Below are 15,041 nucleotides of genomic sequence, written 5' to 3' on the forward strand. Positions count from 1 at the left end.
TTTTTATTCTCACAAAACTATAAAAGTGTCACAAATGCCTATTTCATAAGCATTTGTGACACTTTTTGTTTGTTATGTTAAATGTCATTTCAATACTGAATTACTGCAGTTACCTTTTCCTTCTAGGACCTACAATTAATTTAATCGCCGTTCTTTCTTGATCATTAATAGTAACCTCTTGAAATGCTGGAACAAAGGCCAAATCAATACCACTTGGAGCAACAAATCCTCTTGCGATTGCAATTGCTTTAATCGCTTGATTTATAGAACCCGCCCCAATCGCTTGAATTTCCACATTGCCACTTGTTCTTAGTACACCAGCTATTGCACCTGCTACTGAATTTGGTTTTGATTTTGAAGATACTTTTAATATATTTTCCATGTAAGTTGCTCCCTCTATTATTTAATCGCTCTTTTGTTACGGTTTAAAATATTTCAACGTATCTTTTATTACTATTCACACCAAAAGCAAACAATGCTACATATGTACATTCATTCGATACTTTTCGTCTTCTTCCTGCCCCACTACGTAAATAAAAGAGAATAACCATAAACTCTAATGTACAAATTTTTAAAATAGACATTCGCTTTAACGATCACATCATTGCAACTGAGGATAATGGTTTTATTTTTACATGTGAAATTAAAATAAGCATTCCCGCTATACTTTAACATTTCAAGATATTCCACTGATATTTTTACCAAATCATTAACCTTTTCTTCTTCAAAAATTGTTACAACTACTATATCTATTACTATATTTCATCGTATTAGCACTTTATACTCCAAATCTATCACCTTTTATATAAGACAAGCATAAAATACTATGAGTATACACTTCATTCATAATAGGAGGTAATATATTGGGTTCATACTATCATTCTTCAAATTCAAATAAAAAATGTTCATGTAACTCTTCTTCCAGTTCCTATAAAAAATGTTCATGCGACCATTCACATAAAAAAAGCTGTCCAGCATACGGCACTTTTTGGCAAACTGAGTTTATAACTGTTCCTTTTGGAGATCCTTTTCCATTTAATCACGTTGGCCCTATAGCAGGAGGTGTTTCCTTACTAAATCCTACTACTATACAATTTAGTCAAGCAGGTGATTATAGAGTTTCTTTCATTTCAACTATTAACACTACTTCAAATCCTGTATTTCCTCATATTCCAGTCATGACTATATTTTTAAATAATAATCCACTTGCTAATAGTCAAGGTGATTTCGCTTTCCAAATGAATACTTCATCAAATAACGAATGCCTTCAACTAGCAGGCGAAACGATTGTTACAGTACCCGCTAATTCAACTCTTCAACTGAAAAATAATAGTGGTTTTAATCGTCAAAGTATTGCAACTTGTGATAATGGTATTAATTCAGTTGAATTAACAGTTATAAAACTAAGTTAATAATCACCTTCACATTCAGATGCTATTTCAGCATCTTTTTTTATTGAATAATGTTCTTTTGATTCCTATAATCGAACGTAAATTCCATTTTACGTTTCTGTTAATCTAATAAACATGAAAAAAGTACCGAACTCTTCTACAAAAGTTCGGTACTTTTTATATTAAAAACTTCTTATTCTTTCTTACTTCTCCACATAAACAGACTTAACAATTGTACGATTATACGGTTGTCCTTCTTTATTCATCCCTTTTATATCCATCGTAATGTTGTATACTCCTGGTTGCTTTATGTCCTTCAAAGCACCAGTAAATGTAGTATTATTAACATTTTGTAATTCATTATATTCAGAGACTAGTTTCCCTTCTTTATTAACTACTCTTACTGTTATGGAAAGATCCCCTTTCATTTCAGGTGCTACAGGTGATTTTTTCAATTTATACTCAGATTTATTCACTTTAACTTTTGTAGGCATTTGGAGAACAAATGGTGCGCCACTATTGTGATCGCTTACAATTAAAAATGCATCTTTCGACTGCTTCGCCATCATTTTAACTTTCCATTCTCCTACATCCATTTTATCAAATTTAAATGTTCTAATTGTCGCACCACCAAAGAAAGATTCACCTTCACCAGTAGTAATAAAGCTATCCTTATTTGTATACATTTTTCCTTTTGGAGACATCATTTGTACTTCTACATCAGAAGACGCTGTTAAGATAGAAACTATTCCTTCAGCTTTTTTATCAACCGTAACAGTTTGCTCTATCCACTGATTTTGTGGCAATTCTCCTCCTAATATGTTTTGATTTGAAGTTGTATTTAATTGTTCTATATTTTCATTTGAACTAGTGCTGGATGCTACTAAAGCTGGTACGGCTACATTTGCTGTACGTAAATATGGTTCAATTCGAGAGAAAACAGCAGATCCTTTTCGTATATTATCATGATCAAATCTGGAATCTGTAAATAAATGCGTTCCATATGGCAGCTTAGCACTCCACTCATTTACTAGTCCATCATTTGAACCGTATGATGACAAATATAACCCGCCCATAGATAGCGCAGAAAATACTGGTCCCCAGCTAGTACCGGTAACCGTATAGTAACGGTTTAATTTAGCTGCTGGATTATTATCAATCGTTGAACGAAATTTTGCCATTTCCCCCATTTGTAATGAGTACGTACCATCATCTTTTTGACCTAATATAGAAGCAAGCCATCCTGCCCACCAACTATATGATAAATCCGCCAAGTTTGATCCATGATGTGGCGTCGCAAGCGTTATAACATTTCCAACAAATCGATTTGCACCATATTCTACTAATGCAGCCTGTGTATCGATACCGCCTTTACTATGTGCTACAATATTAACTTTTTTACCGAAGTGATTATATATTTCTTCTAATTTTTGTGCTAACAATTTTCCGTTATCCCACTGACTAGCTGACCCTTTCCCAGCAGCATCATATAATTGGATAAATACTGTTTGATAACCTGCTTTTAAAGCATAGTCATACATATCATTTATATCGTGATACACTGTCTTTCCATACCAACTATCAGCATTCCCATTCCTTCCTTGTACAAAAAGAATTGGAGGCTTATTCTCATCGTAATTAGCAGGTTTTTGACCTAAAAACCATTCTCCAGGTGTAAATACTTCTTTATCTGGAAAGCCTGTTTTAAGCTCTTTTACAACTTCTGCTCGCACATTTGTGCTAATCATTGGAACCATGATAAAAAATACAATTAGTAAAGCAACACATCTTCTCATCAATCGCATGTTACTCCCCCCACTTTTTTTGAAAGAAGGTGCTCTTTGTAATTTTTTTATCTTCTCTCTTAATACTAGATAATCTTTTTACTTAAACAAGATCTTGTCCCTATTTTCAAGAGATTACTAGTACCCCTTCTTCCTTAACACACGTTATTCTCTTTGATTCAATCTCTTCCTTTTGAGAGAGCGCTACAAAAAAGTTTCTCAACAATTGTTAACTTTACTGAATCCAAATATCCTCCAATTATTATTGTTTATATAAAGCATACAAATCTTGAAAAAACTTTAGTAAAAAAACACTTTATTACCAGCTAATTATAAAAAAGTTAATGAAGATATGTACTTTTATTTAAATTAAATACAAACTAAACAAAATAGAGGCTTATAATATAAGACTTTCCTACCATTAAATATTAAACTGAAATTTCCGAATAGAAAATAATATTTCCAGAAACATATATTATGATAATTTCCGCAGACTTGAATTACACTTTTAGAAGTACTAACCTAGCGATGAGCAGAAGAAAATTCTGTAACAAGAAAGGAGAATGCTTTATGATGACCAAGTTACAAAAGGAGTTTTTTAAACGATTAAAAATTCCTGCAGAAGAAGTAACATTTGATGATTTAGATGAAATCCTCTTAAAAATGGGATTGATTCTCCCCTATGAAAATCTTGATATTATGGCTGGTACTTTTAAAGACATCTCAAAAAAGAACTTAGTAGAAAAGTTACTTATTCAAAAACGAGGCGGTCTTTGTTATGAATTAAACTCCTTATTGTATTACTTTTTAATGGATTGTGGATTTCAAGTATATAAAGTAGCTGGTACTGTTTATGATCTTTACGATAATAAATGGAAACCCGATGATGGTCATGTCATTATCATATTAAATCATAATAATAAAGATTATGTTATAGATGCCGGTTTTGCCTCTCATCTACCTTTACATCCAGTCCCTTTTAACGGAGAAGTCATCTCTTCTCAAACGGGTGAATATCGAATTCGCAAACGAACTACCCGAAAAGGTACACACATTTTAGAAATGAGAAAAGGGGCTAACGGGGAATCTACAAATTTCTTGCAATCTGAACCATCACATGAATGGAAAATAGGCTATGCCTTTACTTTAGATCCAATAGATGAGAAAAAGGTGAATAACATTCAAAAAGTGATTGTAGAACATAAAGAATCTCCTTTTAATAAAGGAGCTATCACTTGTAAATTAACTGATTATGGTCACGTATCATTAACAAATAAAAATTATACAGAAACCTTTAAAGGCACCAAAAATAAACGTCCAATAGAATCAAAAGATTATGCTCGCATTCTTCGTGAATCTTTTGGAATAACGCAAGTGAAATATGTAGGAAAAACACTAGAAAGAGGCTAGTTGACTAGAAGTATTTCATAATAAAGCAGATTCCATATTTAGAATCTGCTTTATTTTATATTTTGTTATAAAGAAATTTATTTTGCTCTTATCCTTTAATTTTCAATCATATACTCATCATCATATTTATCGTATTGGAGCCCTGATCCTATTTTTGATTCCGTAACTTGATCTCTTAAAAACGGTGCAGCTTCCATTTTGCTAGTTGCAATTTCAATTCCATATTTTTTCGTTAAATGGGCTAATTCTATTAAAAACCACTCTCTTCGCAATGTAACTGGAATATCAAATGTTCTTCTTTTCATATATAATAGCACCTCTTTAATTTCATAACTTAATGAACATCATTACACGCACGTGTGAAAACTACCTTTCATCACTAACATCCAATGAAACATTATAGTATATGCATGTCCATTTTAAACGTGCTATTACAAAACAACATTTCAGTTTACATAATCATATTATGTAAGAGTAAAAGAGAAAGGTATATCCCTTCTCTTCTACTCTAGAAATTTAAATTAAGAACATCTTGGTACACCTAAAGCTAAGAATAAACCTGCTATTCCCGCAGTAATCGGTACTTTTAACGTAATAACATCGTCTACTTTCGTTACTAAAAAGAAAGCATTACCTTCTTGTAATATACAAGTTACCAATAATTGAAATTCCATTTAACCCCCCTCCTTTCAATCGATATATTATACTTTATGAATTTCCTTTAAAAATGTAATAGGAAACACATCTATTTTTCCTTATATATAAAATAAATGTTTATAAGTCTATTAAAAATACTAATTTTCTAAATTTATATAAATCGTGTAATATCCAATAAGTTCCTATATAATCAATAGTGAAAATCTTACAAATGGAGGTATAAAAATGGCGATTTTGAGTAATATTGGTGCAGCTTTATTTTTTATTGCTTTTATTCTTTTAATACTATGTATCATTTCATTCTTTAAGAAAAATGGAAAAGCAAAACACTATGGTCGTCCTACTGTTATTCTTTTTATGATTTCAATTCTCTTAATAGGAATGGGCACTACAAAATCTGAACACCCAGTCATCGATTTTTTTGCTACTTTAAGTTTAATTTTATTTATTTTTTTCCTTGTTCTAGCAATCTTATCCGTAATTAAAAAGACAGGTGTAGCAAAAAAACAATTTATTATCACTGCTATTTTATTTGTCATTTTTGTTGCATTATCAAGTATTTCAGCTCCTTCTTCTGAAAAGACGACAGCAACAAATAAACAAGTCGCTTCTAATAATGCAGAGAAAAAAGATGATAAAAAGAAAGAAGCGGACGAGAAAACTCAAAAGCAAGAAGATGAGAAGCGTCTAGCCGATGAACAAGCTCGTAAGCAAGAGGATGAAAAACGCCAAGCCGAAGAGCAAGCTCGTAAGCAAGAGGATGAAAAACGTCTAGCTGATGAACAAGCTCGTAAACAACAAGAAGAACAAAAACGTCTAGCTGATGAACAGGCTCGTAAACAACAAGAGGAGCAAAAACGCCAGGCTGATGAACAGGCTCGTAAACAACAAGAAGAGCAAAAACGCCAGGCTGATGAGCAAGTTCGTAAACAACAAGAAGAACAGAAAAAAGCACAGCAAGCTCAAACACAACCTGCTGCAAGTAGCAATAGTAATGTAACTTACAAAAATTGTACTGAAGTTAAAAATGCTGGGAAAGCTCCATTATATAGAGACCAACCAGGTTATAGCTCTAAACTCGATCGTGATGGTGATGGAGTTGCATGTGAAAAATAGTAATGAAAAAAGAAGCTTAGTAGAAGCTTCTTTTTTTTACTGTTACGTATAAAATCTAATTACTCTTCCATTCTTGTAAGCAATATATCAATTTAAAATAGCATCTTATTTTTTAAATACTTGTAACATTAACCATTAACTGGATCTATACTCCAATTAATGGTTAATGTTACACCTCCACTTTCCCTTTGACAAGAACATGTGGAATTAGGTGAAACATCCCAAATCTTCTACCCTTTTCGTATTCATCTCTGTAATATTCTTTTGTGCAGGTATTTAATTGCTTTAATTCTCTATATTCATTAAAGTTGATGAGTTCTATTTCACATTCTTTTAATTCTCTATTTGGTCCATCCCAATTATGCTTTGAGTACTTGTATATTGCCATACACTGACCATTCAGTGCACTAATAGGAATTTTATAAAACAGTTTATTTGTATTAATGTTTATTCCTATTTCCAGTAATACTTTATAAATCTCATAAGGATGCAGTGGTAAAAAATGCACAACATCATTCCATAAACATTCTAGTTTTGGTATTTTACGTGTTAATAAGTTCTCCCTTTGAGTATGATCTTTATATTTTTGTATATACTCACCATATAAAATTGGATATACCCTTTTCAATTCATTTAATGGGATTAAATATTCTCCTTTTAGTTCTTCTGGTACCATATGATAAACATATTCCATAAAAACCTCCTATAAAAGATATACTTCCTACCCAAAAGCGTCTTAGATTGATAGAAAATAAATTTGTAAATCATCTATACCTTAATAATGCACTATGGATAATTTCCTGCTCAAAAAATTCTTCGTCATCAGTTCTATTATTTCCTCTATTAAATATCACTCCTATTATTCTCAAATCAGACACATAATAAGTGATTTCAATCACCACATTGTTTTTCATTTATCGCTATTCTTAATTTAGATATTACATTTAAACTTTATGGAGGCATTCATATGGAACATACATTTACTGAAACTTCAATTGTTGGTGAGATTGTTACACAATTTCCGAAAGCTAGTGATCTTTTTAAATCGTATAGAATAGATTTTTGTTGCGGTGGTAATAAGCCACTTATTGATGCAATTCATGAAAGAAATTTATCAGCTTCTGAAGTAATTACAGAGTTAAATACGCTTTATCATAATACGAAACTATTAAATGAATCTGAAATTGATTGGAAAAATGCTTCTTATCGCGAATTGATTGATTATGTAATTAATAAGCATCATCGTTATTTAAATGAAGAGTTACCGCAGTTAAGTCCATATGTGACGAAAGTATTACGTGTTCATGGAGTAAATCAGCCTCATTTAGCTCAAATTCATAAGCTATTTCATGAACTTAAAATGGAATTAGAACAGCATTTAATTAAAGAAGAAACGGAAGATTTTCCATTAATTTTAGAATTTGAACAAAATCCAACTGATGAAAACTATGCAAAGTTACGTAAAGTAGTAGATGAACTAGAAAATGAACACAATCATGCCGGAAATATTATAAAAGAACTTCGTAAAGTGACAAATGACTTTACTCCTCCAGAAGGAGCTTGCGGCACTTATCGACTTGTGTATCAACGCCTTGAAGCGCTAGAGTCTGATTTATTTGAGCATATTCATTTAGAAAATAATATTTTATTTCCACGTGCCATTACGAGAGCATAAATTAAGTGCAGGACATGAGTGTAAATACTTATGTCCTGCTTTTTCATTTTGCGAAAAATATCCACGCCCCTCTCAAACAAATCAGAATTTTAACAATTTGTGAATCATTATAGAAGTGTGATAAATATCACATCTCCCCCTTTTTTGATTTTCTATAATAGAAATATAATCCTTTGTTCAATATTTCACATAAAAAGGGGAAACGAAAATGAAAAAACGTTTAGTTATGATCGGAAATGGTATGGCTGGCATACGCTGTATGGAAGAAATATTAAAACATGATAGTGATTCATATGAGATTACTATTTTTGGAGATGAACCGCATCCAAACTACAACCGTATTATGCTCTCTCATGTTTTACAAGGCAAAACAAATATGCAAGATATCATTATGAATGAATATAGTTGGTACGAAGAAAACGAAATAACTTTATACACAAACGAAAGAGTTCAAAGTATTAACCGAGAAGAAAAAATTATCATTACAGAAAAGAATCGTACTCTTACATATGACAAGCTCATTATTGCAACAGGTTCTAGTGCTTTTATTTTACCTGTTGAAGGTTCCACTCTTCCTGGTGTAACAGGATTTCGAACTATTGAAGATACACAATTTATGATAGATACCGCTAAAGAAAAGAAAAAGGCCGTTGTCATTGGTGGCGGGTTACTCGGTTTAGAAGCCGCGAGAGGTCTAATTGACTTAGGAATGGACGTGCATGTTGTTCATTTAATGCCAAACTTAATGGAGCAACAACTAGATACGAAAGCAGCTTCTCTATTGCGTGAAGATTTAGAAGCGCAAGGCATGAAGTTTTTAATGGAAAAGAAAACTGTAAAAATTCTTGGTACAGACTATGTTGCTGGCATTCAATTTGAAGATGGTGAAGTTGTAGATTGTGATTTAATCGTAATGGCTGTCGGAATACGACCAAATACGAAAATAGCCAGAGATGCTGGTCTCATTGTCAATCGCGGCATTGTAGTCAATGACTATATGCTAACAAATGATGAAGCCATTTATGCAGTTGGCGAATGCGCAGAACATGATGGTATCGCATATGGACTTGTTGCCCCTCTTTATGAACAAGGCACAATATTAGCGAAACATATAACGAATTTACAAACGAATGGATATATGGGCAGTATCGTTGGTACGCAATTAAAAGTTGCTGGTTGTGATTTATTCTCTGCTGGCCAAATTTATGAAGATGATCAAACGAAAGCAATTTCAATCTTTGATGAATGTAAACGTTCCTATAAAAAAGTATTAATTCGTGATAATAAAGTCGTCGGTATCGTTTTATATGGTGACACAGCTGACGGTACACGCCTCTTTAGCATGTTAAAGAAAGAAGAAGATATACAAGAATATACAGCCGCTTCCCTTCTTCACAAAGCTGGTGAAGAAAGTGAACTTGACGTTGCTACAATGAGTGCAGATGACACGATTTGTGGATGTAATGGTGTTACGAAAGGTACAATCGTTCATGCCATTTTAGAGCAAGAGTTAACTACTTTTGAAGAAGTAAAAGGCTGCACGAAAGCCGCAGGATCTTGTGGTAAATGTCGTCCGCTTGTGGAACAAGTTTTATCTCATACACTCGGAGATGCTTTTGATGCTTCTGCGCAGTCTGCTGGTATGTGCGGATGTACAACTTTATCACGTGATGAAGTCGTAGCAGCCATTCACGAGAAAGGCTTAAAATCTCCAAAAGAAGTACGCAATGTTCTTGGTTTTGCACATGAAGACGGCTGTTCAAAATGTCGCCCTGCTTTAAATTACTACTTACGGATGGCGATTCCAGAAGAATATGAAGATGATAAATCATCTCGTTTCGTTAATGAAAGAATGAATGGTAACATTCAGCACGATGGTACATTTTCTGTTATTCCACGTATGTACGGAGGCGTTACAACAGCTGATGATTTAATGAAAATTGCTGAAGTTGCGAAAAAATATGACGTCCCTCTTGTGAAAATTACAGGTGCGAGTCGAATCGGCTTATATGGTGTAAAAAAACAAGATTTACCTAACGTATGGGCTGACTTACATATGACTTCGGGATATGCGTATTCAAAATCTCTTCGTAATGTAAAATCATGTGTTGGTTCTCGCTTCTGCCGTTTCGGTACGAAAGATTCATTAGGACTTGGTATGCTACTTGAACAATCATTAGAAATGGTAGATACACCACATAAAATGAAGATGGGTGTAACGGGCTGTCCTCGTAACTGTGCGGAAGTACTAACGAAAGATTTTGGCGTTGTTTGTGTCGAAAATGGATACCAACTTTATATTGGCGGAAATGGTGGTACAGAAGTACGCGAAGCTGATTTTGTAATGATTGTCCCAACTGAAGATGATGTCCTTCGCATCGCTACAGCTTACATGCAATATTATCGTGAAACTGGTATTTATGGAGAGCGTACTGCCTACTGGACAGAACGTTTAGGCTTCGATCACATAAAAGAAATACTACAAGATGCAAGTATGGTGACTACGCTAAATGAACGCTTCCAAACAGCTCGTAGCACATATACGGAAGCGTGGGGACAAGCACTAGAAACGAAGTCATTAAAAGCGATGTATGAAGTAGAAACTGTGAAATAAGGAGCTGTGATCTATATGATACAAACGAAAGAAAAAATAAAAGTTATGCGTGCGGAAGACCTTCCTATTCAAATCGGTAAAGAAGTGCAAATGAAAGGTACGTCTATCGCCCTATTCCGCCTTTCAAATGGAGATATTCGAGCTGTAGAAAATCGTTGTCCTCATAAAAACGGACCGTTAGCAGAAGGAATTGTATCTGGAGAATTCGTCTTTTGTCCACTGCATGATTGGAAAATCTCATTAATAACAGGTGAAGTTCAAAAACCTGATGACGGCTGTATCCAAACATACGAAGTAGAAGTTATTGATGGTGACATTTATATAAACATGTAATTTACGAAAGGAAGCCTCCCCCTGGCTTCCTTTTACATAAAAATAGAAGAGGTGCGATTATGAACGGATATGTATATTTAGTTGGTGCAGGACCGGGTGATGAAGGGCTTATTACAAAGAAAGCGATAGATTGTTTAAAGCGTGCAGATATCGTTTTATATGACCGTTTATTAAACCCTTTCTTTCTTAGTTATACAAAAGAAACATGTGAACTTATTTATTGCGGCAAAATGCCAAAGAATCATATTATGCGACAAGAAATGATTAACGCCCACCTCCTTCAATTCGCACAAGAAGGAAAAATCGTTGTCCGATTAAAGGGCGGAGATCCATCTATTTTTGGCCGCGTTGGTGAAGAAGCAGCAACTTTAGCAGCAGCGAACGTTCCATATGAAATCGTACCAGGTATTACATCTAGCATCGCCGCTAGTAGCTATGCAGGTATCCCCCTCACCCACCGTAACTACAGTAATAGCGTCACTTTATTAACTGGGCATGCAAAAGGCCCTTTAACCGATCATGGAAAATATAATTCATCCCACAATAGCGACACAATTGCCTACTACATGGGTATAAAAAACTTACCTACAATTTGTGAAAACTTACTACAAGCAGGAAAGAAAAAAGATACGCCAGTAGCCGTCATTGAATGGGGTACAACCGGAAAGCAGCGCGTTGTCACAGGAACACTTTCAACCATTGTTCCTATCGTCAAAAACGAGAATATTTCAAATCCATCCATGACAATTGTTGGTGATGTCGTTTCCTTACGTAATCAAATCGCTTGGAAAGAACGTAAACCATTACATGGTAAAAAAGTTTTATTTGCATCCGCAACAAATAAAACAAGTTCAATGGTGCAAAAGTTACAAGAAGCCGGTGCAGAAATATATCAAATTCCAACTTTCAAAAAGGAAGAATACACATTAACATTTGAACAAATCAATGAAATTTTTAACGTTGATCGCCTTGTTTTTTATTCAGCTGAAAGTGTAGAAATATTGATGCGATCATGTAGTAAACATCAGAAAGATATTCGTTCCTTACAGGCGAAACTGCAATATATGAACGTTGCCACTCAAGAAAAACTGATGCAATATGGGCTACTAAGTAAACAAGCAGCATTCTCTTCTGATACTACTGTTTATTTAGGCAGAAATATTAATCGGATTGCTTTTATTCAAGAGAAAATTGGTGCCGGGTCATATATGATGACTCATGCGTATACAATTGATCATCGTTTCGATGAAGTCCATTCTCGTATGCTTTCTGAATTCTCATGGGATAGTATTGTATTTGAAGGGCGTGCCTCAATTGATACATTTCTATCAGAAATAAAACGCCTTGGCTTTATCGATATTCTTACTCTTCCCTTCTCATATACCGATATTCCAACTTTACACTATGCGAAGAAAATCGGGTTTTATAACGTAGATCAACAATTACAAGACATGATTATGAAGAAAGACATGGTGGGACAATGAAAGGAATTGTATATGTTGGACACGGTAGTCGCCTGCAAGAAGGTAATGAACAATTCATTCACTTTATTCAATCTGTTATGAAAGAACGTAACGAACAGATTCAAAAAATAGCTTTCCTAGAACTAACGACACCTACCATTCAAGATGTAGTTACAGAAACGATACTAGAGGGCGCAACTGAAATAATGATTGTACCTGTTTTATTATTTGCAGCAGCTCACTATAAACGTGACATTCCTTTTGAAATAGAGCAACTACAAAAGAAATATCCACAAATAACATTTTCAGTTGTACCACCCTTTAGTACGCATCCACATATGGTGGAACTTGTAGTAAAAAGAATACGTGAAACTATGCCAATGCAAGATAGTAGTATTTTACTCGTAGGGAGAGGTAGCAGTGATCCACAGCCGATACATGAGTTACAACAAATCGGAGCAACGGTCGAACGAAAACTCAGTATGCCAGTATCGTGCTCCTTTTTAACGAAAGGAGCGCCCTCTTTTACTGCTGAGCTCAAGGCTATAACATCGACTGCCTCCCATGTTTATGTCATGCCGTACCTTCTCTTTACCGGATTGTTGCTTCAAAAAATTAAGTTGCATACGAAAAAATATGATCACGTTACGACTTGTAACTGTCTTCAGTTTGATACATATATGAAATTAACATTGTTAGAACGAATGGAGGAATGTGTGTATGTATGACATGTACCCTCTTATGTTTAATCTAAATAAAAAAGTGGTCGTGATTATTGGTGGAGGTAAAATTGCATATCGAAAAGCGTCTGGATTAAAAAATACAGGCGCTTTTGTGACCGTTGTCAGCCCAGAAATTTGCGAGGAAATGAAGGAACTACCTTTTATTACTTGGAAGCAAAAAACTTTTAGTAATGATGATATTAAAGATGCTCACCTTATTTATGCAGCTACAAATCAACATGATGTCAATATGATGGTCAAACAAGCTGCCCATGATTTTCAATGGGTTAACGTTGTAAGTGACGGTACAAAATCATCGTTTCACACACCGGGTGTCATTCGATATGATGAATATGTTGTCACTATTTCAACTTCAGGTAAAAATCCATCGTTTACAAAGCGTTTGAAGCAGGAACTAACATCTATATTTCCTAAACTTATAAAAAAGCTTTCTCGTACTCACAAATAATAATCTATTTCTTAACTAAAATAGTAATTACCTTTGGACAAACGTTTTTTAGAAGCGTTTGTTCTTTTTGTTTTGGTTCCTTTTTTGAATTAAGCCGCTTGATTATCAGGCATGGTACAATTGTAAACGACACCTAATATATCAAAGACTGTTTTCTTCTCATATCGATGGGATTTCTGTCCATCATTTACCGCCTCAAATCTATTCGTTTTTGCACGTATATTCAAAACAAAATATATGACAAATAAATAACGACAGTTACTGTAATAATGCTGAAAAGTGTTGAAAATAAAACGATTTGTGCATGTAATTCAGGCTCTATTTGATACTCCATAGCAATGGTTGATGTATTTCTTGAAGTAGGAAAAGAACTTGCAATAAATAATAATTGTGCAACAATACCATCAATGTTTAGTAGGTATATCATGGCAAGTGCTAATAATGGTCCCATCAATAATCTTCCAATTAAAGCCCATGTTATGACTCGATGGAAAAAATTAAGCTTAATGTTGGATAATTGCGCTCCTAGCAATATGAGTGCTATTGCAACAAAACTATTCGCAAGCTGATTAAGAGGTAGAAAGATATAATTAGGTATTTGAATTGTAAAAGATTGAAAGAGAACCCCTAATATGAGTGCATGAAATACAGGTAGTCTTAGAAATGATTGAATAATACTTCCGATTGTTTTTGTTGCTGATAGTAAGTTATATATCCCATATGAATAAGTTAAAAGATTCTGGAAAATGACAATAAAAATCTGAATGGAAACCCCCACTGGATTGTGACTGAAAATCAATTGACTTACTGGTAATCCATAATTACCGGAATTCATTAACGAAATGCTATTTTTTAGAGCTGCACTTTCTCCTTTTTCTAACTTTAATGTTTTTGAAATGAAATGACTTACTATCATCACACTCAGACTGTAAAGTATTAAATAGTATATTATCTGGAGCAACAAACCTGTTTCTATACTAATATCATATATATTCACAAATACAGCCGCTGGCATCAAGCAATAAGTAATAAGTGTAGATAGCTGCTTTAAGTTAAATTGGAACTTTCTTTGTAAGATTGCACCAATTAGCATCAATATTAATATTGGTAATATTACGTCTAATATAATAAAAACAAACATTTAAAACCTCATTCTACATATATTTTAGTTGGATTAAACGCTCTCTTTTCCTTAACATATCAAATATGACTCATAAAGAAAATTAGGGATTATTTATACAAATTCATAATTTTATCTTATCACCCTAAACTGTATTCTTTATTTTAAGTGTATTTTTTCACAATATCCATTAGCCTTACCCAAAAATCTGGGCCTAAAAATATGCAGTTTTTTCTCGTTATAGATACCTCCATATGTTTTTGAATTTCGAAACATTTCAATATTTT

The 15,041-nt window shown here is 33.7% G+C and carries 14 protein-coding genes and 1 pseudogene; 9 read left to right on the plus strand and 6 right to left on the minus strand.

Features of this window, described 5'->3' with window-relative positions; translation table 11 throughout:
- Positions 1 to 109 precede the first annotated feature (109 nt).
- Positions 110 to 382: a stage V sporulation protein SpoVS gene (spoVS, locus tag FS802_RS03275; RefSeq protein WP_000427790.1), complete on the minus strand. Its 273-nt coding sequence runs from the start codon at positions 380 to 382 to the stop codon at positions 110 to 112.
- 481 nt (positions 383 to 863) lie between these two features.
- Here spoVS and FS802_RS03280 point away from each other — a divergent pair, with 481 nt between their 5' ends.
- Positions 864 to 1,412 carry a preprotein translocase gene (locus FS802_RS03280; RefSeq protein WP_098653743.1) on the plus strand — a complete coding sequence of 183 codons (549 nt, stop codon included), beginning with the start codon at positions 864 to 866 and terminating at the stop codon, positions 1,410 to 1,412.
- Positions 1,413 to 1,594: 182 nt separating this feature from the next.
- Here FS802_RS03280 and FS802_RS03285 read toward each other — a convergent pair whose 3' ends face one another.
- On the minus strand, positions 1,595 to 3,196 hold the full coding sequence (locus FS802_RS03285; protein ID WP_144524866.1) for an esterase/lipase family protein: 1,602 nt from the start codon (positions 3,194 to 3,196) through the stop codon (positions 1,595 to 1,597).
- A 549-nt stretch (positions 3,197 to 3,745) separates the two neighbouring features.
- On the opposite strand from FS802_RS03285, the gene FS802_RS03290 reads away from it, so the two are divergent.
- Entirely contained in the window at positions 3,746 to 4,585 is an 840-nt protein-coding gene (locus tag FS802_RS03290; RefSeq protein WP_000988431.1) for an arylamine N-acetyltransferase family protein, read from the plus strand.
- 95 nt (positions 4,586 to 4,680) lie between these two features.
- On the opposite strand, the gene FS802_RS03295 is transcribed toward FS802_RS03290, so the two are convergent.
- Positions 4,681 to 4,890, minus strand: a complete 210-nt coding sequence (locus FS802_RS03295; protein WP_000830254.1) for a hypothetical protein — start codon at positions 4,888 to 4,890, stop codon at positions 4,681 to 4,683.
- A gap of 216 nt (positions 4,891 to 5,106) precedes the next feature.
- Positions 5,107 to 5,259, minus strand: a complete 153-nt coding sequence (gene exsG, locus FS802_RS03300) for an exosporium protein ExsG (protein ID WP_000395677.1) — start codon at positions 5,257 to 5,259, stop codon at positions 5,107 to 5,109.
- A 208-nt stretch (positions 5,260 to 5,467) separates the two neighbouring features.
- On the opposite strand from exsG, the gene FS802_RS03305 reads away from it, so the two are divergent.
- A complete protein-coding gene (locus FS802_RS03305) occupies positions 5,468 to 6,358 on the plus strand; it encodes an excalibur calcium-binding domain-containing protein (RefSeq protein WP_000996461.1) in 891 nt (296 codons plus the stop codon).
- A gap of 128 nt (positions 6,359 to 6,486) precedes the next feature.
- Here FS802_RS03305 and FS802_RS03310 read toward each other — a convergent pair.
- A pseudogene (locus FS802_RS03310) lies at positions 6,487 to 7,052 on the minus strand (group-specific protein).
- 273 nt (positions 7,053 to 7,325) lie between these two features.
- Between FS802_RS03310 and ric the strand changes: the two are divergent.
- From ric to FS802_RS03340, 6 genes are all read left to right on the plus strand, one after another.
- Positions 7,326 to 8,033 (plus strand): iron-sulfur cluster repair di-iron protein, encoded by a 708-nt coding sequence (gene ric / locus FS802_RS03315; RefSeq protein WP_064473964.1) that lies wholly within the window; start codon positions 7,326 to 7,328, stop codon positions 8,031 to 8,033.
- Positions 8,034 to 8,241: 208 nt separating this feature from the next.
- Positions 8,242 to 10,647, plus strand: a complete 2,406-nt coding sequence (gene nirB, locus FS802_RS03320) for an NADPH-nitrite reductase large subunit (protein WP_078183117.1) — start codon at positions 8,242 to 8,244, stop codon at positions 10,645 to 10,647.
- Positions 10,648 to 10,662: 15 nt separating this feature from the next.
- Positions 10,663 to 10,980, plus strand: coding sequence for a nitrite reductase small subunit NirD (gene nirD / locus FS802_RS03325; protein WP_000616696.1), 318 nt, complete (start codon positions 10,663 to 10,665; stop codon positions 10,978 to 10,980).
- Positions 10,981 to 11,039: 59 nt separating this feature from the next.
- Positions 11,040 to 12,464, plus strand: a complete 1,425-nt coding sequence (locus tag FS802_RS03330) for a uroporphyrin-III C-methyltransferase (protein WP_070168735.1) — start codon at positions 11,040 to 11,042, stop codon at positions 12,462 to 12,464.
- A complete protein-coding gene (locus tag FS802_RS03335; RefSeq protein WP_000676447.1) occupies positions 12,461 to 13,171 on the plus strand; it encodes a sirohydrochlorin chelatase in 711 nt (236 codons plus the stop codon). The genes FS802_RS03330 and FS802_RS03335 overlap by 4 nt, the downstream gene beginning before the upstream one ends.
- Positions 13,164 to 13,634: a precorrin-2 dehydrogenase gene (locus FS802_RS03340; RefSeq protein WP_078183116.1), complete on the plus strand. Its 471-nt coding sequence runs from the start codon at positions 13,164 to 13,166 to the stop codon at positions 13,632 to 13,634. Before FS802_RS03335 ends, FS802_RS03340 begins: the two co-directional genes overlap by 8 nt.
- Before the next feature lie 223 nt (positions 13,635 to 13,857).
- Here FS802_RS03340 and FS802_RS03345 read toward each other — a convergent pair whose 3' ends face one another.
- Positions 13,858 to 14,775, minus strand: a complete 918-nt coding sequence (locus tag FS802_RS03345; protein ID WP_078183115.1) for an AEC family transporter — start codon at positions 14,773 to 14,775, stop codon at positions 13,858 to 13,860.
- Between the last annotated feature and the right edge of the window lie 266 nt (positions 14,776 to 15,041).

Origin of the sequence: Bacillus sp. DE0042, from assembly GCF_007680225.1 — a bacterium.
GTDB lineage: Bacteria > Bacillota > Bacilli > Bacillales > Bacillaceae_G > Bacillus_A > Bacillus_A wiedmannii.